Here is a 25,209-nt window from a genome sequence, read left to right on the forward strand (position 1 = left end):
AGAATTCCAACGCGCTTGAGGCAACCTATTTTCCGTTTCCTTGTCACCGACGCCGAGCCGAACTGCTCTATGCCCCGGTAGCAAGCGCTTGATTTCGGTCGAGAAGATGGGGCTGGTGAACACGCTCTGCGCGTTGGACGTTGCTAAGAGTCAGAAGTGAAGTACGTGATGGAAGAAGATGACAGTGGTTGGCTTCAAATCCAAAAAGAACACGCTGTAGCCTTCGGCAAGCCAGTTCCATCCGGTTTTGTTGTTCGACAGGGTTCAACCGCGATGCGTGAGGGTTCCCCGGATAAGAAACGGGATCGGCCTGAGCGAGATCGTTTGGTGGCAGAAGGTGTTCTGGTTCCCGATGAAAACCCGGCGCTTTTCCGTTTCGATGTCGATCATGTGTTCAGTAGCCCAAGCCGTGCTGCAGGAGTGATTATCGACGGCAATAGCAATGGCAGCCATTGGCGACGAGATGCTCTGAATGCTTCCATTGGATTCGAGGTGACAGGCGTCTTTACCAGAGCCGAGATCGAAGGGGCTATCGATGCCTTTGACCGTCAAGGCGAAACTGGCGAGAGCATAGAGATTTTTAGTCGGTTTGGAGACCCGCGCGATTACTGGGTGCGCTCCAGTCGTGAGCGTCCAAATCGCATGTATCCCTCGAAGCCACTCGTTGGCTTCATCCTAAAGAAGTCTGAGCTAAATGGAGGCTGGGGACAAAAATTAGATGCTGCATCGCGTCTGTACAATTCCGGCTTCATCATTGTGGACCAAAATGACAAGCCTGTTCTTCCCCCTGAAGGCTATAGTCACCTCATACGCGACGCAGACCGAATACGGCTTTGCGCGCTAAATTACTTCATAGAGCCGGCGCGAGAGCGCGATGCGCTCGAGGTCGCTATTCGCGCCAGCGAGATTGCAGAAGCGATGGGCTTGCGAGACGCATATCCAAACATCTGCAGTGCTCTTGGTGGAGAGAAGCTCCAACTGTTGGCACGGGTGTCCGCCCCATCCCATACCGAGCCGAGCCCCAGCAGCTCGACCATCTTCACGTACAAGCTCCCATCGCAGGCGGAGGCGCCCACCATGACTGAAGCAAAAGCGACGCCAACGCGTTCGGCGACCAACCTCATTCTTTATGGACCGCCCGGCACAGGCAAGACCTACAGCACTGCATGGGAGGCGGTCCGTCTTTGTCTTGGCGAGCAGGCTGCCGCGAAGTTTCAAGGCAGCGATGCGCGTGACGCACTAATGACCGAGTATAAGCGTTTGGTGAGCGAGGCGCGGATCGAGTTCGTGACCTTTCATCAGTCCACGTCTTACGAAGAATTCGTCGAAGGCCTGCGTCCGAGCACGGGCGACGAGGTTGGTGAGGGGCAGGAAGAACCGGAGGCGATCAGAGCCGGGTTCTCACTAAAGATTCATGATGGAATTTTTAAGAGAATGAGCGAGCGTGCAAGGCTTGATCCCAATTCCACAGGATCATTGCGGAGGCTCGATCGCTCCGCACGCCTATTCAAGGTTGCACTTGGAAACCGCCAAATTGAGCAGGAGCGTCACCGCATAGACTTTGGCCTGAACAACGGCTTGATCCATGTGGGTTGGGGCGGGGACATTGACTGGTCGGACGAACGGTTTGACGAGTTTAGCGAGATATTCACTGAGTGGAAGAAGAAGGAGCCCGACGCCTCCGGCAACAACGGAAATGTAGTAATTACCTTCTCCTTCAGGGCAGACATGCGGGTCGGCGACTATTTTGTCGTCTCCGATGGACGCGATCGGATCCAGGCATTTGGTAGGGTCACAAGTGAATACTTCTACGACGAGGGTGCCGCCTTCCATCCGCACCGCCGCCATGTTGAGTGGCTGTGGCGTGACGACGAGGGGACTGAGCGCAGTCGCTTCTACCCAAAGGGCTTCAGGCGTCATTCCATCTACAAGCTAGACCAATCACTCGTGGACTGGGATGCCCTAGAGGCGATTGTCTTCGGCGATGAGGCCCCCCTCACAAGCCCGTCAGCACGGGATCACGTTCTCATCATCGACGAGATCAATCGAGCAAACATCTCGAAGGTCTTCGGCGAGCTCATTACGCTTCTGGAATCGGACAAGCGTTTGGATATGCAAAACGAGATACGCCTCGTTTTGCCTTACTCCAAGAAGCAGTTCGGCGTGCCAGCGAACCTTCACATAGTCGGCACTATGAACACGGCCGACCGATCCATCGCGCTTCTGGACACCGCGTTGCGCCGCCGCTTTACATTCCGTGAGCTCATGCCGAACCCGCTGATCCTTCCCGTGAACGTCGGTGGGATCAACTTGCGGCAACTCCTGGCCACGATCAACGACCGCATTGAGTATCTTTTCGACCGGGAGCATCAAATAGGGCATGCGTACTTCGCCGGATGCACTACCCGCGACGATGTCGACCAGGTGATGCGCCACAAGGTAATCCCACTGCTGGCCGAATATTTCTACGAGGATTGGTCAAAGGTTGCTGCGGTACTCGGTGACTCGGCGCAAGGCCGTGCGCGGTTTCTTGAGGCTCGACGGCTCGCAGCGCCTGCTGGAATGGCCGAAGACGACTTTGCCGGTGAGAAATTGCGTTGGACTGTGAAGACGGAGTTCGACTTCTCGGAGTTCGCAGCTTGACACAATCCTATGCTGTCCGCGAATGGGACAGGCTCGCCTATGGTGACGGCGATGGGCAGATCCCCGAGCGTTTTGCTGATCGGCTCGCGGCACTAGCGCAAAGATCTACCTTTGCTGGCAGGGGAGGCAGTGGCGTGCTTGAACACGGTCGCCACAGTTTGCGCGCGCGTGGTGTGGTCGGCATCTTGGCCGCGAGCGGCTGTAGTCTCGAGATCCTGCCCAAAATCGACGTTGCGCCGAGCGAGAGCGTTCACGATCAAAATGCCGCAATCCGAAAACGTCTGGTCCACATGCTGGCGGTGGCGCTCAATCTGAAAATCGATCTCGGATCGATTACCGACTTGGCTTGGCAGCGAGAAACCCTGCTCGAAGTCTTGATCCGGATCTTCACCGATAAACTGACTGAGGCCGTTAGGAAAGGCATGCCCCGTCGCTACATCGAGCAGGAAGACGATCTGAGGGCCCTCCGCGGCAGGCTTGATGTCGTGCGCCAGTTCACCCGCCATGCAGTCAATCCTTCCCGTCTTGCGTGCCGTTTTGACGACCTCTCTGAGGATACGGCATTAAATCGGGTTATGAAGGCCGCCGTGCTGCATCTGTCCCGAACGTCTAGGAGTTCCGCAAACCAGCAACGGTTGCGTGAGCTGGCTTTCGTGTATGCGGACATCGCGGAAACTCCGCCTAGTGCGTTGCGTTGGAATGACATCGTAATGGACCGTACCAATCGTCGGTGGCGGGACCTTCTAAATATGGCGAGGCTCTTCCTGCGGGGGCGATATCAGACGACGACAGGCGGCGCGGGTGAAGGCACAGCACTTCTTTTTGAGATGAACACGCTGTTCGAAGAGTATGTCGGCCGCCTGGTGTGCCGGGCCTTGGCTGGGACGGATCTTGCCGTGTCCTTGCAGGGTGGGCGTCTCTTTTGTCTAGCTGCCGACACAACTGAGCGAGGTCTGTTCCAGACAAAGCCAGACATACTGATCCGTCGGGCAAATGCCGTCATCCATGTGATTGATACGAAATGGAAACGGATTTCTTCTCGCATTGATGACCCGAAACAGGGGATTTCACAAGGCGACGTCTATCAGATGATGGCGTATGCGCAGCTTTACCGCGCGCCACGCCTGACGCTTTTGTATCCGCACCATCCAGGGCTAGGCAGTGATGAGCTCGTTCACGCGAGACACCGAATAGCAGGCCACGAAACCATCCTTGAGACCGGAAGCATCGATGTGGCGAATGGTGAAAACGTTCTCCATCGGCTGCGACGACTACTCATCGGCGGCGAGACCGAGGTGCCCGCTCAAGGCCAATGACTGTAGCGCCATCTCAGAACGAGATGACCCTCCCGCGAAGCGGGTTAGTGCATGCGGCGCGAAGCAGTCGCAAACATCAAAGGATACGCAGGTTCCCGCGATGCGGACGTAACCACGGCCGGATGGCTGTGAACGGCGCAATCGCACAATCCAAGAGTCGACGAATATGTGCTCGCTGTGATGAGTGTCAGAGGGCGGCGCAATGCTCCAAGCATCACCGCGTGGTATGTGCATTGCATTCGATGGATCTCGAAGCCTATTCAAAGAACCTTACTGGCTCAGCTGAGGCCCGAGAATGGCGGCAAAGTAGGGTCCAAAGAGCCGCCATTTTGGCACGATACGTTAGAGTCGGAGAAAAACGAAAGCTGAATTCCATAAAGAACTCCGCCAGATAGGCGAACGTCGGGAAGAAAAAAGACCAATATTACTATTAGTTAGGGGATGGCGGGGCGAAAGGGATTCGAACTATTACTCCGGCGAGGTACCGTGGGGGTAACCAGCGCGGTCAGATCGCCACTATCAACGAATGTCGGTATCGGTAGTTGCCTGTCACCGCAACCATTGATAACGACACTCCCGTAAGCCCTGCTCCGGGAGTGTTTTTGTTTGCAGATCCAACAGCCTGCCGCTCGGTCCAGTTCAGGATCGTTCCCAGTTCTCCGTAGAGCGTAGCTTCGATCTCGCCGCGCTTGGCGCCAGGTGTCAGAACGATCTTCTCGATCAACGATCGCAGCGCCGTCTCGGCCTGCTGCCGGTCGTCCGGATAATTGAGCGCCTCGGACAGATGCGCCACCTTCCGCGCATAGAGTGACGATATGCTCGGCAGCAGGTCCGGCTTGTTCTTGGGGGCGGCGGCAAGCTGGTTCTTGAAATCGGCCTTGCGTACCTCGATCGCGTCCATCTCGGCCTCATGATCAGCTAAAACATCCCAGCCTTGATGGCCTCGATGATGCTGCGGGTCTGCTTCACGACCTTCACCAGTTCTGCGTTCCACCCGTCGGCACTCGCGCGGCGCTCGCGGTTAAGACTATTCTTCTCCTCGGCGTAGGCCCTCATCGCAACCGCGGCTGCCTCTGGCACCATCATCCTGTTCTTCAGGCCGGCGAGCACCCGCTGTTCCAGGTCACTCCGCGCTATGGTGCGCTTGTTCGGGCATGAGCCATTACTTGTGTGGCTGGAGCAGGCGAAGCGGTCGACGCTGTGCAAGAAATAGGGGCCCTCGCAGCACCCGCAAAACACAAGTCCCGACAGCAGCGACTTCGTCATCGCCTTTGGATGAGCGGGAGGGGGGGGCGTGCCATAGCCGATGCGCCACCCGGTCATCGCATAGGCTTTTGGAGACCTTGTTGACGTTCAGGATGCGATCGCGGAGCCTGGGTTCCAACTGTGCCAGCTCACGCGGGTGCGGCAGCAGCGCATCACATCCAACAGCGGCCTATAGTCGGCCTGCGAATAGGCTGCGCCAGTCTGGTTCGAGGGCGAGTTCAGCAAAAACTACCGCGTCGTCGTCGCTGCAATCGCATATGACCCGATATCCACGCGACCTAGTCCTCTGCGTGTGCTGGCGATCGCACATGCCGCACATCCCCAGCAGCTCGGACATCAACGCCGACATTCACCAAGAGCTTCACGAAATGGGATAGATGCTCACCCCGGCCACTGTTGTTGACGCCAAGTGCCGGGAACTCGCTGCGTCATGCCTGCCGCTTCGTCTTCCCGTTGAGCTCGGTTGCGCTCATCGCGTGCAGTTGCAGGTCGAGTTCCTGGGCAATATGCTCGCGCATTGCCCGGGCCGCCACGTCGCCGTCGCCACTATGGACAGCATCTAGCAGGTCAAGATGCGCACGAAGCGATTCTGCCAAGTCGCTGCCACTCATGGTCGAGGCGAAGACATGGAAAGAGATGCTTCGGTTCCACATCAGGTCGAACATCTCAAGCAGGTAGCGGTTTCCGGTCTCCAAGACAAAGGTTCGGTGAATGGCCTTGTTGGCCTCATAATATTCGGCAGCGGTGGTGACTTCACGTGCCTCTTCGACCCGGATCACGTCGGCAATCCTTTCAAAGCAAGCCTCATCCTTGGCCTCGGCCAAGAGACGCGCGCTATAGCCTTCGATCGACTGGCGGGCCGAATAGATCTCGCGAGCATCCTCATCGGAAATCAACCGTAGCGCAAAACCGCCGCGACCAGCAGTTACCAGCACACCCTCTTGTTCCAGCCGCAACAGCGCTTCGCGCACGGGGGTGCGGCTAATCTGGAACTCGGCGGCCAGCTTCTCTTGGACGATCCTATCGGAGGGCGCGATGATCCCGCCAGTTATCGCCAGCAGGATTTGGCGGTGGACCTCGTCTGCGAGCCGCTGGTTGTAAACGATAATTGGCTTAAACTCTGCCAATGAAGGCCCTTTCTTGAATTGGTCCAACGAAGTGCTCCACCCACCTTTAGGTTTGCACTATTGCCATATGCGGGCAAGATTTCTGTGCGGCAAGTCGTCAGCCGTGGAAATCGATGACCGTGCGGATGCCGTCACCGCGCTTCATCGCCTCGAAACCCTCGTTGATGCCGGCAAGCGGGATGCGCGCGGTGATCATATCGTCCAGGTTGAGCCGCCCGTCGAGGTAAAGCCGCACCAGCCGCGGCACGTCGGTGCGGAACTGGTTGGAACCCATATCGCAGCCCATCACACGGCGTTCGGCAATGAAGTGAGCGAAAGGCAGGTCTATCCGCGCGCCGTCGCCCATCAGGCCGACCATCACTGTCGTGCCGCCCTTGCGGGTCATGAGGAAGGACTGCTCCACCAGTTTCGGCGTTCCGACCGCCTCATAGGCCACATGCACACCCTTGTTGTCGGTAAGCGCCCGCACCTCAGCCACCACATCGCGCCCAGTGGGATTGATCGAGGCAGTTGCGCCGAAACGGCGGGCCGTTTCCAGCCGGGCGTCATTGATGTCGATGGCGATCACATCCACCGCACCGGCAATGCGTGCACTTTGCAGAATCGACAGCCCGACCGCTCCGCAGCCGACCACCGCGACGGACTGGCCGGCCTGAACCTTTGCCGTATGCACCACCGCGCCGAAGCCCGTGGTCACACCACAACCAATCAGCGCAGCGCGGTCGAGCGGCATTGCCTGGTCGATCTTCACGATGGCGTTCTCGTGCACGAGGAGCCGCTCGGCAAAGGCCGAGAGATTCATGAACTGGGTGACAGCATGGCCATCTGATGACAGGCGCGAGGGCTCTTCTTCAGTCCGCACCAGATGATCGCCACCCTCGCAGATCGAGGGACGGCCCGAGAGGCAGAATTCACAGCCGCCGCAAAAGGCCGAAATGCAACCGACAACGTGGTCGCCTGCCGCGAAGGCAGAGACCCCCGCGCCCACGGCCAACACCACGCCGGCCGTCTCATGGCCAAGGATCGCCGGCACCGGCACTGGCAAATGGCCCTGCATGAAATGCAGGTCGGTGTGGCAAAGCCCCGTGGCTGCGACCTCCACCAGGACCTCCCTGAAACCGGGATTGGCGTGACTGACGGTCTCGATCTCGAGCGGTGCGCCGAAGGCGCGCAGGACTGCGGCTTTCATTGAAAATCCCTTGGCTGAAAGGCTCAGCGGTGGCGGTTCAGGAATGCTGTGAGCGCGGTGTTGACGGCAGGCGCGTTTTCGACATTCGACAGATGCCCCGCACCGGGGATCACCTGCATCTTGGCACCGCCGATGCGCGCGGCGATCTCGGCGGAATAGGAAGGCGGCGTTTCTCCGTCCTTCTCGCCGACCAGTACCAATGTGGGCGCTGCGATGCGCGGCAGGTCTTCAAGCCCGTCATGCCCGCCGATAAGCCGTGTGCACAAGGCAAGCCCTTCGGGACGGGCGCGCGCCATCGCTCCGACGCCCGCAGCGCGGATCGCCTCGGGCGTGTCGGGCGCCATGATGGCGCGAACCATTCCATCGGCGAATTGGTGCACCGCGATGCCACTGGCGAGCTGCGCGAGGATCGGTTCGATGAACTCTTCGGGCTGCATGGACGAGCCAAAAGCGAATTTTGGCGAACTGTCCATGATTGTCAGGCTCGCAGCCATCTCCGGGTGGCGCGCGCCGAACGTCTGCAGGATCATTCCACCCACCGACAGCCCCACAAGATGCGCTCGCTCGACCTGCAGCTTCTCGCGCAGGAACTGGGCAAGAAGATCAGCCATCTCGGCCATCGGAGTGGTTTCGGAGATCGCTGCCGAGCCGCCGTAACCGGGCATATCCCAGGCGACGCAGCGATGCGTCCCGCGCAAGGTCTCCATCTGCGGCCACCAGGAATCCGCCGATCCAGCCATGCTGTGCAGGAACACCACAGGGCTGCCGACGCCTGCTTCGACATAGCAGGGCAGGTCGATACCGCGCTTGTATGTGGGCATGAAACTCTCCTCCCGACAGCTCGTTTTCTGGACCAAAAGTTCCCCCCTCCGTCTCTGCAACGAGGTATTGAATACTGAATTCAGTGCTGCTAAGCAATGGAAATGTGGCCGCCAGGGAGGAATTGGACGGCCGCGGCACAGGGAGGATTCATGCAGCACCGGCAAACACTTGCTTGGGATTTGTCCAATCCGGCGCAGTTCGATGCCGGCATTCCACAGGCCGCTTTCGCGCAGTTGCGTGCCATGAATGGGCTGGCGTGGAATCCCATCGATGGCTCGGAAACGGATGGTTTCTGGTCGGTCGGCCGGTTCGACGATGTCGTTGCAGTGTCACGCGATACCGAGCTGTTCAGCTCGGCTGTGGGTCACATCCAGATCTATTCGATCGACGACGACGCACTGGAGGCGCGCGCCTCGATGATCGACATGGATCCGCCGATGCATAGCCGCCTCCGGCGGCTCGTGAACCCCGGTTTCATTCCCCGTGCGATCCAGCGCTACATCCCCACGGTGCGCAAGCGCGCGGCCGATCTTTTGGGCGCCATGCAGGCGCAAGGCGGCGGCGACTGGGTCGGGGGGCTGTCGAAACCGATCCCGATCGGCATCATCTGCGACATGCTTGGCGTGCCCGAGGCCGACCGAGACCTGATGATCGAATTGACGGACCATCTGGTCGCCGGCACATCGGCCGAACCGCTGGATCCGCATGCCTATGGCAACACCACGCCGCTGCGGCTTTTGCCCTTCAACAGCCCGGCCGCCCACGCGCTGAGCGAATATGCCCGCAAACTGGGTGAGGAGCGCCGCGCCGCGCCTCAGGACGACCTGGTTTCGCAGCTGGTCTCGACCGAGATCGACGGCGAGCGGCTGACCGACAACGAGTACACCAATTTCTTCCGCCTGCTGATCTTTGCTGGCAACGAGACGACGCGCACGGCGATGTCGCATCTGGCGTTGCTGATCGCCAAGCATCCCGATCAGTTCGAGATGCTGCGCCACAATCGCGACCTCGTGTCGAATGCGGTCGAGGAGGTCGTGCGCTATTCTTCGCCCATCCTCTACTTCCGCCGCACCGCCACCCGCGATACCGAACTGTCAGGCACGCCGATCAGACGCGGCGACAAGGTGGTGATGTGGTATGCCTCAGCCAATTTCGACGAGACACGCTTCCCCGATGCGCTTCGTTTTGATGTGACGCGGCCCAAGCTGCCCATTCATGCCGGGTTCGGCGGCGGTGGCGTGCATACTTGCCTTGGGGCGGGACTGGCGCGACTGGAACTGATCGAGCTTGTCAACGAAATCCTCGACCGCAACCTCAAGATCGAGATTGTGGGCGACCCGGAATACGTGCAGACGAACTTCGTCAACGGGGTCGAACACCTGAATGTGCGGCTTTCGGCATGACCGGCAAGTTTCACGCCTACACCGTCCTGTCGCGGCACGAAGAAGCCGTCGGCATCTCGTCTTTCTGGCTGCGCCCCGAGGGCGCCATGACAGCGCGCGGTGGCGAGCATCTGATCGTCGAGGCGCTTGTTGGCGATGGCAGCTGTGCGTTGCGGCGCGAGTATTCGATTTCCGGGCTTTCCGACGGAGCGCTCCGGCTGACGGTCAAGCGCGAGGGCGCACCTAAAGGGCAGCCTGCTCTGCCGCCGGGATACGTTTCAAGCTGGCTGCACGATGAGGTGAAGCCGGGCGATGTCCTGCGCGCTTCGGCGCCGCGCGGCGAGTTTCGGTTGCGCGAAGGCTCCGACAAGCCGGTGCTGCTGTTCAGCTGCGGGGTAGGGATCACGCCGATGATGCTGCTGGCCAAGGAATTGGCAGGCTCGGGGCGGCGTGTGGCCTTTGTCCATGTCTGCCGCGATGGCGCACATCATGCATTTGGACAGGAGATCCGCCAACTGGCGGCGCGGGCGGCGAATATGAGCGTGCATATTTGCTATAAGTACGGCACCTCCGATTGCGCCGGCTGCGACAGCACGGGAGACCTGGACCGTGACCGACTGGCAGCACTTCTGCCCGGGGCCGGTTGTGAGGTTTATCTCTGTGGGCCGGGCGCCTTCATGCAACGCGCCTATGACATGGCGCTGGACCTGGGCGTCAGGGCCGAAGATATCCGCTATGAGCTGTTTGGGCCCTCTTCCGACTTCACCCCGCGCCATGCTCCAAGCAACGGCACGAGCGACGGCCCCCTCGTGACGTTCACCAAGTCCGGAGTCTCGGCGCGCTGGTCCGCTGATGCCCCTTCGCTTCTGGATTTTGCCGAGGAGCAGGGGCTCTATCCCGATTATTCCTGCCGCGCCGGTAGCTGCGAAAGCTGCAAAACACGCGTGGTGAGCGGCGATTTCGACTATCCGGTCGAGCCGTTCGAGCGGCCCGGCGAGGGGTATGTGCTGCTCTGCTGCGCGCAGCCGACCTCCGATCTGGTGCTGGAGGTCTGATGCGCGCAGGAGCAACAACCGGCACGTGACTATGCCTTCGTCGTGTCTGGAGGGACGCGGCGGAAGAGGCGAATGAAACCATAAGGGAGGGAAGTGCATGTCTATTCTGGAGGCGGGCAGCGGACAGCTGCGCAAAGATGCCATGGGCGTCTGGCACATCGTCTTTTTCGTCGTCGCAGCCGCCGCGCCACTGGCGGTCGTGGTGGGCGTTTCGCCTTATGCTTTCGCTGCCGGAAACGGCACGGGAGTTCCGCTGACCTTCATTCTGGTGGGCGCGATGTATCTGCTGTTCAGCGTCGGGTTCACCACGATGAGCGCCCATATCGGCGGGGCGGTGTCCTTTTACCCCTACATCGCCAAAGGTCTCGGCAAGCCTATGGGCGTCGGCGGCGCGCTGATCTCGATCGCGTCCTACATCGCGGTCCAGCTCATGGCGATGACGCTGTTCGGCATCTTCTCAAATGCAATCGTAACGCAGTACACCGGGCTCGATATTCCCTGGTGGATCTATTGCCTCATGCTCAACGTGGGGGTCTATCTCTGCGGCATGCGCAAGATCGAGTTTTCGGGCCGCGTGCTGGGCGTGTTCATGATCGCCGAGGTACTGGTCTTGTCCCTGCTGGGCATCGCCATTCTGGTCAACGGCGGGGGACCGGAGGGCATCACTCTGGCGCCGTTCGGGTTCAGTGCGGTGAACTCAGGCAATCTGAGCCTTGCGCTGGTGTTCATCGTCTCCGCGTTCATCGGCTTCGAGGCCACCACGATCTTTGGCGAGGAGGCTCGCGAACCGCGCAAGACCATCCCCATCGCCACCTATCTGGCTGTCGCCATAATCGCGGTCTTCTACGCGTTTTCGACTTGGGCCATCGCGCTCGATTACGGCCCCACGAACATCGTTGCGGCGGCAGAGGCAAATTTCACCGGGCTTTATCAGGTCTCGATGGAAAAGCATCTCGGCGGCTTTTCCGGTGTGGTGCTGCAAGTCTTGATGATCACCAGCCTCTTTGCCTGCGTCCTGTCGTTCCACAATACGATCAACCGCTATTTCTTCGTGATCGCGCGTGAAGGGCTTTTGAACGCCAAGATGGCCGCGACTCATGCCGAACATCAGTCGCCGCAGACCGCCGGCATCGTGCAAATGTTCATGGTGGCTGCGATCGTGCTGGTGTTCGCGCTGGCGGGGCTGAAGCCGGAAGTGATTGTGGGCCTGTGCTCAGCCTTCACGGCTATTGGCATCTTGATGATCCAGTGTGTGGTCTCGGTTTCGGTGATCGCGTTTTTCAGCAAGGATCATCGCGGCGTGAATGCCTGGCGGCGGCTGGTCGCTCCGGCGCTGTCGACGATCGCCCTGGCGTCTTGCCTCTACCTGATGGCCAGCCATCTCGCGCTGGTCAGCGGCTCGGAATCGATCTTCGTCCAAGCCTATCCGATCATCATCGCCGGGATCGGCTTGATCGGCATCCTGTTTGCCCGCTGGCTGAGGACCGCCCGACCCCAGACATACGCGAATCTCGGCCGCGTATTCAACTGACGTCAAAAGACCACGCCGTCGGAGTCTCGACCTCCGGCGGCCGCAGCAACCAGAAAATTAGGGAGCGGTGGCCGGCAGGTCGCCAATGAAGCAGCGATGAGCAATCAAGCAAGCAATCACAGCAAGCCCGTCTTCGACCTGCCCCCGGGCACGCATACCGTGTCGTTCGGATTCGGCGACATGAACGGCATCATGCGCGGCAAGCGCATTCCGGCGGCGCATTGGCCGTCAGCCTGCGAGAACGGCATCGCGATAATCGGAGCGATGTTTGCGATGGACATGACCTGCGACATCTGGGAAACGCCGTTCTGCGGTTTCGACAACGGCTATCCGGACATTCACATGTTTCCGCTGGCCGCCCCGGTCGCCTGTCCTTGGGAAGAAGGCGTGGCGATCTGCCTCGCCTATACCGAAGGCATGGATCACAAGCCGGTTCCGGTCGACCCGCGCAATGTGCTCAAGCGCCAGGTCGAGCGCGCCAAGGCCATGGGCTTTGACGTGCTGGTCGGCACCGAGCTTGAATTCTACCTGGTCGACCCGGAAACCAAGTTGCCGAAAGTAAAAGACAATCAGGTCTACGGCATCAATCGTTCGGCCGAACTTGAACACGTGCTTGGCCCGATCCGCAACCATTTGACGGCCATCGGCATTCCGATCGAACAATCAAACCCCGAATATGCGGCCGGACAGGTTGAAGTGAACATCCGCTATGACGAGGCTTTGATCGGGGCCGATCGGGTGATCCTGTTCCGCAACATGATCAAGGACATTGCGCGGCGCGCAGGATATCTGGCCACCTTCATGGCCAAGCCCTTCATCGACCAATCTGGATCTGGCTTCCATACCCATTATTCATTGTGGAAAGACGGCAAGAACGCCTTCGCCAATGAAGGCACCATCAACAAGCTGGGTCTGTCGTTCCTTGCGGGAATGCAGGCGCGGATGGCCGAGATGTCCTTGGCAGTCTCAACGACGCCCAACGCCTATCGACGCCGGGTACCGGGCTTGTTCTGCCCGATCAACACCGCCTGGGGCTTCGACAACAGAACCGTGGCGTTGCGGATCATCGAGGGCAAGGACAGTGCGGTGCGGATCGAAAAGCGGGACGGGGCGGCTGACTGCAATCCCTACTACCTGCTCGCCTGCGAACTGGCCGCCGGCCTCGACGGCATCGAGCAGCACATGTCGCCCAAGGGCGAGCCGACCACTGGCGATGCTTCGAAGCGGACCGATGCCGATCCTGTGCCCACCACCATCGACAAAGCGATCGAATTGGCCAAGGCTTCGGCTTTCATGGAACGGGTGATGGGCGACGGCCTGGCGATCCTGATCCAGCAGGCCGAGCGTGAGCGGGACTTCGTCTATCGGCAAGTCACCCCTGTCGAACGCGACCGCTACATGGGCAACCTCTGACAAGACTCTGCGCAGGCTCAGGCCTGCGCAGACAGCAGAGCCGACCCCTCGCGTGCACTTGAAGCCCGGGGGGTCGAAGCGATCAAACTGGAAATGCCCTGGCGTGTCTGGTGGCCTGAGCCGAGGAGTTGAACGATGGGTCTGATCGACGGTTTTGGCGCAGCCGTGTCGCACGGCAACAGGGCATCGGTTGATGCCTTTCATGCCGCGGCCGTGCGAATGCTTGGCTATGCACCCGATCCCGGGGCGATGATTGCAGCGGTACTGGCCGAGGACCCGGACTTCATCATGGGACGCTGCTTTCAGGCGGGACTGCTTCTTACCGCCTCAGACAAGCGTTATCAGGCAGATCTTGCGCGTGAATTTGCGTTGCTCGAGCGTCTCGCGCCGCAAGCCAACAGGCGCGAGCTTGGTCATATCAAGGCAATCAAGCTTTGGCTTTCGGGTGATTTCTACGCCGCCTCGCAGGCTTATGCCGACATTCTGCTCGACTGCCCGCGCGACCTCTGCGCGCTGCAATTCGGTCACCAGACCGATTTCCTGTTAGGCACTGCGAGTTCCACACGCGATCGCCCCGCGCGGATCATCCGTCATTGGAGCGAGGCCGACCCTGAGTACTCCTACATCCTTGGAATGCTGGCGTTCGGGCTGGAGGAATCGGGCCATTATGCCCAAGCCGAAGAGATGGCGTTGCGCTGCGTCGCACTGAACCCGCGGGATACATGGGGCGTGCACGGGTTGGCGCACTGCTACGAAATGCAGGGCAAGACCGAGCTTGGCATCTCATTCATGGAGCGCTGCGAGGAAAACTGGGCGGGCGAGAACTACCTTTCGATCCACAACCGCTGGCATCTCAATCTCTATCACCTGGAGAACTGCGATTTCGACAAGGCGCTGGCGATCCACGACCGCTATATGACGGTCACTAGGGATTCGGCGCTGATGGACATGCATGACAGCGCCGCGATGCTGTGGCGGCTGGCGATGGACGGAGTGGATTGTGGCGACCGCTGGACCCCCATAGCCGAACGCTACACCGAAGTAATCGACCAGGCCTATATCGCTTTCAACGACATGCACGCGATGATGGCTTTTGCCGCGACAGGCCGAGAGGCCGAAGCGCAGGCGCTGATCGCCGCCATGGAAGCCAATGCCGAAGGGCCAAGCACCAGTTCCATCGTCATCCGCACTGCCGGGCTCTCGATCGTGAAGGGGTTTCACGCTTTCGGCCGGCAGGACTACGCGACGGCCAAAACACTCATCTCCAAAGCGCGGCATTCGGCGCATCTGTTCGGAGGCTCGATCGCGCAGCGCGACGTCATCAACCTGACATTGATGGAAGCCGCGATCCGCTCCGGTGACCGGGCGATGGTTGAAGGCCTGATTGCCGAGCGCAGCCTGATGAAGCCCGAAAGCCCGCTGACTGACTTCTTCCGCAAGCGCGGTTCGGAAGCCGCAGCGCACTGATCAGCCGCCTGGCCCGCGAAACCGGCCGCGCCAGTCGTTGGCATCGTCCACACACCACAAGGAGAATTTCACCATGCGTCCTTGCATCGGCGTCATGTCCTGTTCATGCGATTTCCGGGGCGAGCCGGGCGTGTATCTGCCCAGCCGCTATGTGAGCGGAATCTCGGAGCAGCTCGACGCCGACATTGTTCTGATTCCGCCCATCCCCACAGCGGCCCGGGCAGGTTCTGTCCTGGCGAAGCTCGATGGCATCATCCTTACCGGCAGTCCGTCGAACATCGAGCCGGCACGGTATGGCGCGAGCGCCGGCGCCGGCCCGTTCGACCCTTCCCGCGATCACGTTGCCCTTGATCTCATCCTGGAGGCCAAGGCCCGCCGGCTTCCGGTGCTGGGGATTTGCCGGGGCCTGCAGGAAATCAATGTCGCCCTGGGCGGCACGCTGCAGGACGGGCTTGGTGCAGAGGACCGGATGTTGCGCCATCACGCCCCAGCCGGAACCGACGGCCCGGGCCAGTTTTCCTGGAGCCATTCGCTTGATGTCGCGCCAGACGGCCTGCTTCACCGGGAGCTTGGAACGGGCATGGTGGAGATCAATTCCATCCACTATCAGGGCGTTGCGACGCTCGGTGATGGCCTTCGCATCGAAGCCCTGGCGCCGGATGGTGTCGTGGAAGCAGTCGCAGCTGTCGACCACCCTATCTTCGCCGTGCAATGGCATCCCGAGATGAGCGTCGAGAGCCGCGTATCGAAGGCGGTCTTTTCGATCTTCGGCCGAATGCTCGGCTAGACCAGGGCTTTCGCAATCTGCCGCGGGCGTGCAGCAGCTTGCCAATGGACCGGGATAGTTGTCAGGCGAGGGTGGCAAGGACGATTGCGGCAAAAGCTGCGATCCACACGGTTTCCGCCACAATGATCGCCATGGCCCGGGGGCCGACTTCGAAGAAATCCTTCAGCGACGTTTTCATGCCAAGCCCGGCTATGGCTATCACCAGCGCCCATCGCGACGCATCGGCCAGGACTGTTGAAGCCTGCGCCGGTATCAGACCGACACTGTTGATGATCACCAACAATACGAAACCTAACAGGAAAAGCGGAAATCTGGCGCGCGTGCCCAGTCCCGAACGGGTCATGAGAAGGGTGATGGTAGCGACAACGGGCACCAGCATGGCGACGCGCAACAGCTTGACGATGGTGGCCGCGTCGCCGGCCTCCTGCGAGATCGAGTAGCCGGCGCCGACCACCTGGGCCACATCGTGCACGGTCGCCCCGATGAAGATGCCGGACAGCCTGTTATCGAAGCCGAAAAACGAAGCCAGGACAGGATAGGCGATCATGGCGACCGTGCTCAGCGCGGTCACGGCGACAACGGTGAAAATCGTGTCGCGCTCGGATATGCCGCGCTCTCCCTTGGGCAAAACCGATGTCAGCGCCAACGCTGCCGAAGCGCCGCAAATTCCGACCGCACCGCCAGTGAGAATGCCGAATGCGGCCGGGCGACCAAAAAACCGGCCGAGGCCTAGGCCCAGCAGGATGGTTGTCGCCAGGCCCCCGATCGTCAGAAAAATCGGGAGAGGTCCAAGCGCCATCATGTCCGAAAGCGTGATCCGCGCTCCAAGTAGGGCCACGCCGATCCGCAGAACCGAACGGGAAGCCAGGGCCACACCGGGAATGAACTTCCCAGCCGGATCAATGAAGTTGAACGCCATTCCCAACAACAAGGCGAACAGCATGACAGGCGCGCCATAGTGAGTGCTCAGAAAGGTTGCCGCCATCGCGACCGTCAGGCAAAGCACCATGCCGGGCATGATTTCGCGCGCGCCCTCGGGCGTCAGAAAGCGGGGCCAGACCAAGGTCGTCATTGCCGTCCGGCTCCCCCGAAATAGGCTCCGGGATCGAGGCTCGGCTCCATCGGCCTTGCCCTCCTTGTTCTGTGGGCGGTGTTCAGGCCAGCCGGCGCTGCTTTCACGTCTTTTCCGCAAGGTCACGATAACCGTCGCGCGACTGCGGCAGCTTCATCTCGAGAACGGCCGAGGCGACCTGATTGCGCAGCATCTGCGCCGTGCCGCCGCCTATCGTGAACATGCGCGCATCACGAACCATGCGCTCCATGGGCAAATTGCGCGAATACCCCATCGCGCCATGGATCTGCAGGGCATCGTTGGCAACCTTGATCGCCGTCTCGGATGCAAGGATTTTGGCCTGGGCAGCTTCCTGCATGCTGGGAAAGCCGGTCCCGGCATTGATCGCCGCCTTGTAGATAAGCGCCTGCGAGGCGGCGAGGCCGATCGACATATCCGCAAGCATCCACTGCAGACCCTGGAACTCGGCAATCGGTCGACCGAATTGCTCGCGCGCCTTGGCATAGTCGCGCGCGATCTCGAAGGCACCTTGGGCGATCCCGTGCGCCACGGTCGCGGCACCGACGCGCTGGGCGTTGTAAGCGCTCATCAAGGCGGCGAAGCCACGGCGAAAACCATGAGGCGGACGCACGACCATGGCTTCGTGCACCTCCAGATTATCGAAATGCAAATGGGTCTCGGGAATGCCGCGCAGACCCATGGCCGGCTCGCGCTTGCCGACCCGCAAGCCTTGCGATTCTCCACGAATGGCGATGAACCCGCCAATGCCCTGTTCCTCGCCGTTTTCGATGACGCGGGCAAAGATCAGGTGCACCTTGGAGACGCCGCCTCCGGTGATCCAGTGTTTTTCGCCGTTGAGGATGTAGCGGTCGCCTTTCTTGACCGCGGTCGTGGTCATCTCTGTTGCAGCACTGCCTGCCCCTGGCTCGGTGATGCAGATTGCCGGTTTGTCGCCCGCAAGGACGTAAGGCGCCACCTGCTTTTTTTGGTCGTCAGTACCGTAGGCCATGATCGCGCCGATGCCGCCCATGTTGGCCTCGACCACGATGCGTCCGGTGACCCCGCAGGTCCGAGCCATCTGCTCGATCACCAGGACCGCATCCAGATAGGTCAGCCCTCGACCGCCATATTCCTTCGGAATCGTCATGCCCATAAAACCGGCCTTGGTCAGCTTCTCGATGCTGTCCCAAGGGTATTCTTCGGTGCGGTCGACTTCCGCCGCACGCGCACGCACATGGCCTTCGGCGAGATCGCGCGCTTGATCCTGAAGCAGCTTTTGAGCGGGGCTGAGCTGAAACATCGAGTGTCTCCTCGTCTGGGGTTAGCTTGCAACGGGCCGGTGCTTGCGGTCGGCGGGCTGGTTCAAGAATTCGTCGAGCACGGCTTTGGTGTCTGCCCCGCAAACCGGCGGCGGGCGACGATAGGTGACCGGCGTCTTCGACATCTTGATCGGGTTGCCGATCAGATCGACAACGCCGCCGCCTGCGAGCGGGTGAGGCATGGAAATCTTCATGTCCCGGGCTGCGACCTGATCGCTGTTGAAGACGTCTCGCAGCGTATTGATCGGTCCGCCGGGAATGCTGTTTGCTTCCATGCCGGCAATCAGGCTGTTCCTGGCGAGGAGACGCAGCTTCTCCGCGATCATCGGGATGAGCGTCTCGCGATTTTTCAGCCGGGCGGCGTTGGTCGCGAAGCGCTCGTCGTGTCCAAGTTCGGGGGCTTCGATGAGATCGCAAAAGCGCCGATACTGGCTGTCGTTGCCCACCGCCACGATGACGTGGCCATCGCTGGTTTCGAAAACCTGATACGGCACGATGTTGGGGTGCTGGTTGCCCCGGCGCACCGGTAGCTTGGCCGAAAGCAGATAGTTGGTGCCCTCGTTGATCAGCCACGAGATCTGAGCATCGACAAGGGCGATGTCGATATGTTGGCCCTCGCCGGACATTTCGCTGTGGCGAAGGGCAGCCAGAATGGCGGTCGCCGCATACATCCCGGTCATGACGTCTGCTATGCCGACCGCCACTTTCGTCGGCTCGCCGTCGGCGGGGCCGGTCAGGCTCATGATGCCGCCATAGCCCTGGGCGAGCAGATCGTAGCCCGGCTTGTCGGAATTCGGGCCGGTCTGGCCGAAACCGGTGATCGAACAATAGACCAAGCGTGGAAATTGGTCTTTCAGGTCGTCATACGAAAGCCCGTACTTCTTGAGCCCGCCGACCTTGAAATTCTCAACCAGGACGTCGCAATGCGCCAGCAGTTCGCGGACGGTATCCGCCCCTTCCGGGGTGGCGATATCGAGTGCAACCGAGCGCTTGTTGCGGTTGGCGCAAAGGTAATAGGCGCTTTCCCCTGTGGCATTGCCGCTCTCGTCTTCGACAAAAGGCGGCCCCCAGGCGCGGGTATCGTCGCCGGCTCCCGGCTTTTCGATCTTGATCACGTCAGCACCGAGATCGCCCAGAAGCTGGGTGCAACTCGGACCGGCGAGAATCCGGCTCAGGTCGAGAATGCGAACGCCCGCGAGCGGTCCTTGAGTATGCACGCTGCCCCTCCTGCCCAGTCGTCGCGTCCACGCGCCACCGGAGCAGGCATAAGTTGAATGAAACCTAGACAACAGCGAGATATTATTTATTTTAGCGTGAGAAAATCTGACGCTATTTGTGACCCATGAATCTTCGCTTTCTTCAGGCCATTGTGGCTATCGCCGAACAGCCCAGTTTCACCGCAGCGGCCAGCGCGCTGGGCCTCAGCCATTCGGCCATCAGCTTGCAGGTCAAGACGCTCGAGGAGGAACTGCAGCTTCAAATCGTCGACCGCACCACAAGACCGCCGACGCTCACCGACACCGGTCTTGCGCTGGTTGAGCATGCGAGGCGGATGCTCAAGATAGCTGACGATATTCGCGCCTTAACCAGCGACGACAGTCTCGTCGGCACCGTGACGATCGGCGTCGTGCCATCGGTGCTCGTGAACCTGATCCCACCCGCGCTCGCCAGACTTCGCCTCGCCCACCCCAAACTGCTTGTACGTATCCGCAGCGGACTTTCGGGCGAACTTGCCCAAGCCGTGCGTAGCCGGGACATTGACCTTGCGGTTGTTTCGGAGCCGCGCGTCCTTCCGGATGGACTGGCGTCCTTCCCTATCTGCCAGGAGCCCCTGAATGTCATCGTCCCGCATTCCATGGCCGAAGCTGCTGACGAAGATGTTCTGCGCGCTCATCCCTTCATCTGGTTCAACCGGCGAACCTGGGCGGGACAGCAGATCGAACAGCATCTTCTCGACCGCAAGATCCATGTTCAGCCGGTGATGGAGATCGATTCGATCGAAGCTGTGGAATCGCTTGTCGCGCACGGGCTCGGCATCTCGATCACGCCGACCCGAGCTTGCGCACCCGATAGCGGCAATCAATTGCGGCGCATCCCGTTCGGTACGCCGCAGAAGCATCGTTCCCTGCTCATGGTGATGCTTGAAAAAGGCCCACGCCAACGGTTGGCTGAAACCCTTCTGCGCGAACTTCAACAGCTCACTGACCAAGACAGTCAGTTTTCGAAGAACGTAGACGCCAGATGCAAGTAAGACATTGGAGAATCGCAACCTCTCAGTCGCGCTGGACCAGCGGCCACAATTCGGTTGAGCTTGGCGACGGGTTAGCGTTGATCGAAAGCCTTCATTTCGATGATCATCGTGTCGACGCTAGTCGCCAGTCCCCATTCGACCATCCCGGACAACAGACTGTTCCCGAACTCAGAATCCGGCCACGTTCGCGATGATCGGCCTCGACGCAATATCGTGTCCTTTCCCAGATATGCGGGCGGCCCATTGGGCGTTTACCGTCGCAGAGTTGCGGGGTGATCTCGGAGACCAGATTCGGCTTTGTCGTCGGCAACATGCGCTGGTAGCCAGACAGGTCTTGACATGAGCAAAAGTACAAGGAAACCAGCGTTGGCGGTCTCGCAGTCAATGTCGTCGAACGCTGACCGGGACGAGCCGGACGGTGCGTGAGCATAGGTTTTATGCGGCGCCGCAACTCCAGTCTACGATGTTGTTTAGCGGGACAGGGCTGAAATCAGTGCTTCAAAACTCGCGCAAGGAATGAACGTGCGCGATCGTTCTTAGGATTGTCGAAGAATTCGTCGGGCTTGCTGACCTCTAGTATGGTGCCTTGGTCGATATAGACAACGCGATCTGCGACTTCGCGAGCGAAGCCCATCTCGTGCGTTACGATCATCATTGTCATTCCATCGGCCGCTAGTTCGCGCATCACGTCGAGCACTTCACCGACCATCTCCGGATCCAAAGCCGACGTAGGCTCGTCGAACAGCATGAGATGGGGCTCCATGGCCAGCGAGCGTGCGATCGCAACCCGCTGCTGCTGTCCTCCGGAGAGCTGTGCCGGATACTTGTGGGCATGCGCGGACAGCCCAACCCGTTGCAGCAGCCTTGCCGCCGTCGCTTCGGCGTCCGCTTTGGACTTCTTACGCACTCGCATAGGCGCGATCGTGATGTTTTCCGTCACAGTCTTGTGGGGGAACAGATTGAAGCTCTGGAACACCATGCCGACGCCCTTGCGGATCGCCGCCAACTCGCGTTCGCCGCCGAGGAGGCGGTCTTCCTGAACGGGCATGTGGAAGCCATCCACCTTAAGCGAGCCCGTCTGGTACATTTCCAACCCGTTCACGCAGCGGATGAGGGTCGACTTTCCCGAACCGCTCGCGCCGATCACCACCACGACTTCTCCACGGGTGACCGACAGCTCGACGTTCTTGAGCACGTGATGGGCTCCGTAGAACTTGTTGAGGCCGGACATTTCAACGATGGCGTTCATCAAATGAATCCTTTGAATGTGGCTGTCAGCGGCTGCCGCGCGCGAGATGGGCTTCGAGTTTGCGGGCGAGGAACGTGATGACCGAACCGACCAGGAAGTAGGTCAGGAACAGGAAGGAGTAGACCTCGTAGGTCCGATCGCTGTAGGCCGGATTGGCGAGGATCATCTGTCCAGCACGGAGGAAATCCGTGAGACCGATGATGAAGACCAGCGGTGCCGCGTTGAAGATGTCCAGGACGTTGCCGACGAGCGCGGGGACGACAACCCGCAGAGCCTGCGGGAGGACGATCGAGCGATTGATGTCGAACTCGCTCATGCCGAGCGACCTAGCCGCTTCGACCTGGCCCTTCGGTACAGCCAGAAGACCGCTGCGAACGTACTCGGCCACATAAGCCGAATAGAACACGGTGAAGCCGATCATGCCGCGTGCGACGTCTGCCAGATTGAAGTCCGTGAGCACGGGCATCAGGATCCAGATCCAGTACACGACAAGAATCAGCGGTACCGATCGCATCACTTCGATGTAGCCCGTGCATATCTTCCTGACGCTCGTGAAGCGGCTCCGGCGACCGAACGCGAGCAGGATGCCGATGGGGAGGGTAACGATCGACGTGACGAGGGTGATCAGGATGCTGAGGAGGAGGCCTCCCCACAGACCGACACCTGGAGGAGCCATCACCGCGAAGATCGCGATCAGGCCGACACCCGCGGCCGGGATCACCAGCTTCCTTGCGGGCTCCAGCGCTGAGGTGACCAACCAGGCGCTGCCGAATGAAGCGACGGCTGCCGCCGAGAACGCTGACACGGCGTCAATCCCGAAGCCGACTAGGAGGAAAGCCGCCACCAACACGGCAAGGATCGCCGCGTGGTGCTTCCGAAACGAGAACACGCATCCCAGCCCCGCACCCAACAGTGCGGCTATGATCAGCGTCGCGACCCACGCGCGCCATATCTGATCAGCCGGAAATATTCCGATCATTAGTACGCGCAGGCTGACCGGGATGATGTCCCACTTGGCGGTCGTGAGGGACCAACGGACGGCGTCGAAGACGAACCAGATGACCGCTGGAATGACCGTCAACGAGAGCAGCGCGTCGAACGGCTTGCCGAACAGGTTGTGGCGAGACCACTTCAAGGAATACACGATCATCGGGATGCTCCCGCCGTGTTGATCCGACGATCCACCAGGCTGACCAACGCGCTGATTATCCAGCTCAGGATCAGATAGGTCAGCATGACGATGATGATGCCCTCGAGGCTGTGTCCCGTCTGGTTGGCGATCGTGCCGTAGATGTTGAAGAGATCAGGGTATCCGATAGCAATGCCCAAGGCGGTGTTCTTTGCGAGGCTGATGTACTGATTGCCAAAGGACGGCAGCACGACCCGGAAAACCTGCGGGAGGATGATGTCGTTCAGGGTGTTGCGGCGGCTCAGACCAAGCGCGGCGGAAGCCTCCCACTGACCTTTCGGGAGCGAATCTATCGTTCCGCGGACGATTTCGGCGATGTAGGACGCGCTGTTGAAGACGATGCCAAGCAGGAGCGCGGCCATTTCAGGACTGATGCTCGTACCGCCGCTGGCCTTAAATTTGTTCGTGACCGGGAGATCGACGGCGAGCGCTCCAGTCGCGATCAAGGCCACGGCTGCCAAAACGGCGACTCCGGCACAGATCAGCCGTGCACGACCCTGGTCGATGAACAGGCCTGCTACCGACACGACGAATGCCGTCAGCAGTATGAGTGGAAGGATGCGATCGTCGCCCTGCCAACCGAGCGTGGGCAGATACAATCCCTGCTGGCTGATGACGAAGCCATAGAATTTCACTGCACTTGCGATGGGCGGAAACTTCAGGACGACGGCGAAGTACCAGAAGACGATCTGGATGAGGAGCGGCGTGTTCCGGATGAACTCGACCACCCAGAAACAGAGGTTTCTGCACTGGGAACAGTATCCGGGCTTTTCAGAGGCGTTTCCCGAAATTGAGTGTGTTCAGACGACTTTCGAAATCGATGGCGACATCCATAGCTGTCCGGGCGGTGATGTTCCCTTCGATATGTTCCTCAGGGTAGTCGAGAGCGACCATAGTTCCTCAGTCATGAACAAGGCTGGAGATTTGGGGCTTGCAAACCGTGTGCGTGAAGCCAGTGAGCGGCAAAGGCAGCCTATATCGGTACGCCACGAGGCGCTTGCCGAGATTATCCGGAAGATGGAGGACAGCGTGGCAGAGCCCGTGACGCTCTCTACGTTGGCTGCGAGTAGCAACCTTTCTCGCCGTCAGATCGAAAGGCTGTTTCTAAAGCAACTGGGCTGTTCGCCAGCGCGCTACTACCTTGAGATGAGGCTGGAACGAGCTCACCTGCTACTCAGCAGCTCCCGGCTATCGGTGACCGAGATCGGCATAGCATGCGGCTTTGGCTCTTTATCTTACTTCTCAAAGACTTATCGTTACAGCCATGGCTGTACTCCGCAACAGGCACGTCAGGCCGCTCTTGAACGAAGAGCGCCTAAGCCGGGCAATGCTGCCGCGGGAGCGAGGCACAGCACCCTGTCGAGTGCGCATTCGCGACATGTGCATGTTGCTGAGAGTTTGTCGCAAGCTGGAGGTAGGTAGAGGCGCCTGCACCATGAGCAAGCGGATTTGTTTGATGCACTTCAATAGATAGCGGCTATGCGCCACGGCCTTCTTGCCGGCAAGATCGAGTACCCGTGTCGCCAGAAAATTTCTTCGTGGTACCGCGGATGACGGACGACACACCGACGAAGTCGCAACGTTCACCGACGCCGAGCGTTCGATCTTCCCGCCGTTGAACACAGCAATCTGGTCACAGAGAGAGAGAGAGAGAGAGAGAGAGAGAGAGAGAGAGAGAGAGAGGTCGCGCGTCATGTAGACGAACGTCGTCCCCCAGCTCACGGTGGATCTTCTTGATCTCAAGTTGGAGCCATTCGCGCAGTTTCTTGTCTGGCGCGCCCAGGGCTCGTCCATGAGGAGAAACGAGCATTGAACACAAGCGCGCGGCCAATGTCACCCGCTGCGGAATGTCCGCTTTAGCCTTGTGCTTTCCAACAGCAGATAGACAGCTTCCGGCCCCATGTCGATCGTTCCAGCGGCCGCGCCCGCGCAACGTTTTGGCTGCCGCCCGTCCGTCCCCGCATGGATGTTTTCTGGGGCTATCTCTTTCAAACTGCGATCTGAAGCAAATGTCGGAATCGGTAGTTGCGTGTCCCCGCAACCAGATAGCAAAACAGCCCGCCTCGTGCGGGCTGTTTTGCTATCTGGACGCTGGTGACGGCGCGATTTGAACCGCATCAGGGGCCCGCAA

General features: G+C 60.0%; 21 protein-coding genes and 1 pseudogene. 10 read left to right on the plus strand and 12 right to left on the minus strand.

Translation table 11 applies throughout. From position 1 onward, the window contains the following. Positions 1-156 precede the first annotated feature (156 nt). Positions 157-2,643 (plus strand): AAA family ATPase, encoded by a 2,487-nt coding sequence (locus ACHMW7_RS09720; protein ID WP_395450049.1) that lies wholly within the window; start codon positions 157-159, stop codon positions 2,641-2,643. Continuing rightward, the gene (locus ACHMW7_RS09725) at positions 2,640-3,959 is read left to right on the plus strand and encodes an McrC family protein (RefSeq protein WP_395450050.1); all 1,320 of its coding nucleotides are present in this window, start codon (positions 2,640-2,642) and stop codon (positions 3,957-3,959) included. The genes ACHMW7_RS09720 and ACHMW7_RS09725 overlap by 4 nt, the downstream gene beginning before the upstream one ends. Positions 3,960-4,464: 505 nt before the next feature. On the opposite strand, the gene ACHMW7_RS09730 is transcribed toward ACHMW7_RS09725, so the two are convergent. From ACHMW7_RS09730 to ACHMW7_RS09755, 6 genes and pseudogenes are all read right to left on the minus strand, one after another. Continuing rightward, positions 4,465-4,860 (minus strand): DNA resolvase, encoded by a 396-nt coding sequence (locus tag ACHMW7_RS09730; protein WP_395450051.1) that lies wholly within the window; start codon positions 4,858-4,860, stop codon positions 4,465-4,467. A 17-nt stretch (positions 4,861-4,877) separates the two neighbouring features. Beyond that, a complete protein-coding gene (locus tag ACHMW7_RS09735; RefSeq protein ID WP_395451302.1) occupies positions 4,878-5,225 on the minus strand; it encodes a zinc ribbon domain-containing protein in 348 nt (115 codons plus the stop codon). 21 nt (positions 5,226-5,246) lie between these two features. Then, positions 5,247-5,450: pseudogene (locus ACHMW7_RS09740) on the minus strand (aspartate transaminase); the annotation flags it as partial. A 203-nt stretch (positions 5,451-5,653) separates the two neighbouring features. After that, on the minus strand, positions 5,654-6,379 hold the full coding sequence (locus ACHMW7_RS09745) for a GntR family transcriptional regulator (RefSeq protein WP_395450052.1): 726 nt from the start codon (positions 6,377-6,379) through the stop codon (positions 5,654-5,656). A 70-nt stretch (positions 6,380-6,449) separates the two neighbouring features. Beyond that, positions 6,450-7,541 carry a Zn-dependent alcohol dehydrogenase gene (locus tag ACHMW7_RS09750; RefSeq protein WP_395450053.1) on the minus strand — a complete coding sequence of 364 codons (1,092 nt, stop codon included), beginning with the start codon at positions 7,539-7,541 and terminating at the stop codon, positions 6,450-6,452. 23 nt (positions 7,542-7,564) lie between these two features. Continuing rightward, a complete protein-coding gene (locus ACHMW7_RS09755; RefSeq protein WP_395450054.1) occupies positions 7,565-8,362 on the minus strand; it encodes an alpha/beta fold hydrolase in 798 nt (265 codons plus the stop codon). A gap of 150 nt (positions 8,363-8,512) precedes the next feature. Between ACHMW7_RS09755 and ACHMW7_RS09760 the strand changes: the two genes are divergently transcribed. From ACHMW7_RS09760 to ACHMW7_RS09785, 6 genes are all read left to right on the plus strand, one after another. Beyond that, positions 8,513-9,766: a cytochrome P450 gene (locus ACHMW7_RS09760; protein WP_395450055.1), complete on the plus strand. Its 1,254-nt coding sequence runs from the start codon at positions 8,513-8,515 to the stop codon at positions 9,764-9,766. Beyond that, positions 9,763-10,800, plus strand: coding sequence for a 2Fe-2S iron-sulfur cluster-binding protein (locus tag ACHMW7_RS09765; RefSeq protein WP_395450056.1), 1,038 nt, complete (start codon positions 9,763-9,765; stop codon positions 10,798-10,800). Before ACHMW7_RS09760 ends, ACHMW7_RS09765 begins: the two co-directional genes overlap by 4 nt. A gap of 97 nt (positions 10,801-10,897) precedes the next feature. Next, complete coding sequence (locus ACHMW7_RS09770; RefSeq protein ID WP_395450057.1) at positions 10,898-12,331, plus strand: APC family permease; 1,434 nt, start codon at positions 10,898-10,900, stop codon at positions 12,329-12,331. A 96-nt stretch (positions 12,332-12,427) separates the two neighbouring features. Next, positions 12,428-13,744: a glutamine synthetase family protein gene (locus tag ACHMW7_RS09775; RefSeq protein ID WP_395450058.1), complete on the plus strand. Its 1,317-nt coding sequence runs from the start codon at positions 12,428-12,430 to the stop codon at positions 13,742-13,744. Between the two features lie 135 nt (positions 13,745-13,879). Beyond that, entirely contained in the window at positions 13,880-15,211 is a 1,332-nt protein-coding gene (locus tag ACHMW7_RS09780; protein WP_395450059.1) for a tetratricopeptide repeat protein, read from the plus strand. Between the two features lie 73 nt (positions 15,212-15,284). Beyond that, positions 15,285-15,998: a gamma-glutamyl-gamma-aminobutyrate hydrolase family protein gene (locus ACHMW7_RS09785; RefSeq protein ID WP_192567402.1), complete on the plus strand. Its 714-nt coding sequence runs from the start codon at positions 15,285-15,287 to the stop codon at positions 15,996-15,998. 61 nt (positions 15,999-16,059) lie between these two features. Here the strand turns inward: ACHMW7_RS09785 and ACHMW7_RS09790 are convergent, their stop codons facing one another. The 3 genes from ACHMW7_RS09790 to ACHMW7_RS09800 all read right to left on the minus strand — a co-directional run bounded on the left by ACHMW7_RS09790 (position 16,060) and on the right by ACHMW7_RS09800 (position 19,606). Beyond that, positions 16,060-17,070: a YeiH family protein gene (locus ACHMW7_RS09790; RefSeq protein ID WP_395450060.1), complete on the minus strand. Its 1,011-nt coding sequence runs from the start codon at positions 17,068-17,070 to the stop codon at positions 16,060-16,062. 103 nt (positions 17,071-17,173) lie between these two features. Next, entirely contained in the window at positions 17,174-18,370 is a 1,197-nt protein-coding gene (acdA, locus tag ACHMW7_RS09795; protein WP_395450061.1) for a 3-sulfinopropanoyl-CoA desulfinase, read from the minus strand. A 21-nt stretch (positions 18,371-18,391) separates the two neighbouring features. Continuing rightward, positions 18,392-19,606 (minus strand): CaiB/BaiF CoA transferase family protein, encoded by a 1,215-nt coding sequence (locus ACHMW7_RS09800; protein ID WP_395450062.1) that lies wholly within the window; start codon positions 19,604-19,606, stop codon positions 18,392-18,394. Between the two features lie 125 nt (positions 19,607-19,731). Here ACHMW7_RS09800 and ACHMW7_RS09805 point away from each other — a divergent pair, with 125 nt between their 5' ends. Next, on the plus strand, positions 19,732-20,640 hold the full coding sequence (locus tag ACHMW7_RS09805; protein ID WP_395450063.1) for a LysR family transcriptional regulator: 909 nt from the start codon (positions 19,732-19,734) through the stop codon (positions 20,638-20,640). A 490-nt stretch (positions 20,641-21,130) separates the two neighbouring features. On the opposite strand, the gene ACHMW7_RS09810 is transcribed toward ACHMW7_RS09805, so the two are convergent. From ACHMW7_RS09810 to ACHMW7_RS09820, 3 genes are read right to left on the minus strand one after another with little or no spacing between them, the layout of a single operon-like run. Beyond that, complete coding sequence (locus ACHMW7_RS09810) at positions 21,131-21,889, minus strand: amino acid ABC transporter ATP-binding protein (RefSeq protein ID WP_395450064.1); 759 nt, start codon at positions 21,887-21,889, stop codon at positions 21,131-21,133. Positions 21,890-21,914: 25 nt separating this feature from the next. Continuing rightward, positions 21,915-23,039 carry an amino acid ABC transporter permease gene (locus ACHMW7_RS09815; protein WP_395450065.1) on the minus strand — a complete coding sequence of 375 codons (1,125 nt, stop codon included), beginning with the start codon at positions 23,037-23,039 and terminating at the stop codon, positions 21,915-21,917. Further along, positions 23,036-23,806 (minus strand): ABC transporter permease subunit, encoded by a 771-nt coding sequence (locus ACHMW7_RS09820; protein ID WP_395450066.1) that lies wholly within the window; start codon positions 23,804-23,806, stop codon positions 23,036-23,038. The genes ACHMW7_RS09815 and ACHMW7_RS09820 overlap by 4 nt, the downstream gene beginning before the upstream one ends. Between ACHMW7_RS09820 and ACHMW7_RS09825 the strand changes: the two genes are divergently transcribed. Beyond that, complete coding sequence (locus tag ACHMW7_RS09825) at positions 23,793-24,500, plus strand: GlxA family transcriptional regulator (protein WP_395450067.1); 708 nt, start codon at positions 23,793-23,795, stop codon at positions 24,498-24,500. The genes ACHMW7_RS09820 and ACHMW7_RS09825 overlap by 14 nt on opposite strands. Positions 24,501-25,209 lie beyond the last annotated feature (709 nt).

The organism is Aminobacter sp. UC22_36, from assembly GCF_044056035.1.
Taxonomy (GTDB): domain Bacteria; phylum Pseudomonadota; class Alphaproteobacteria; order Rhizobiales; family Rhizobiaceae; genus Aminobacter.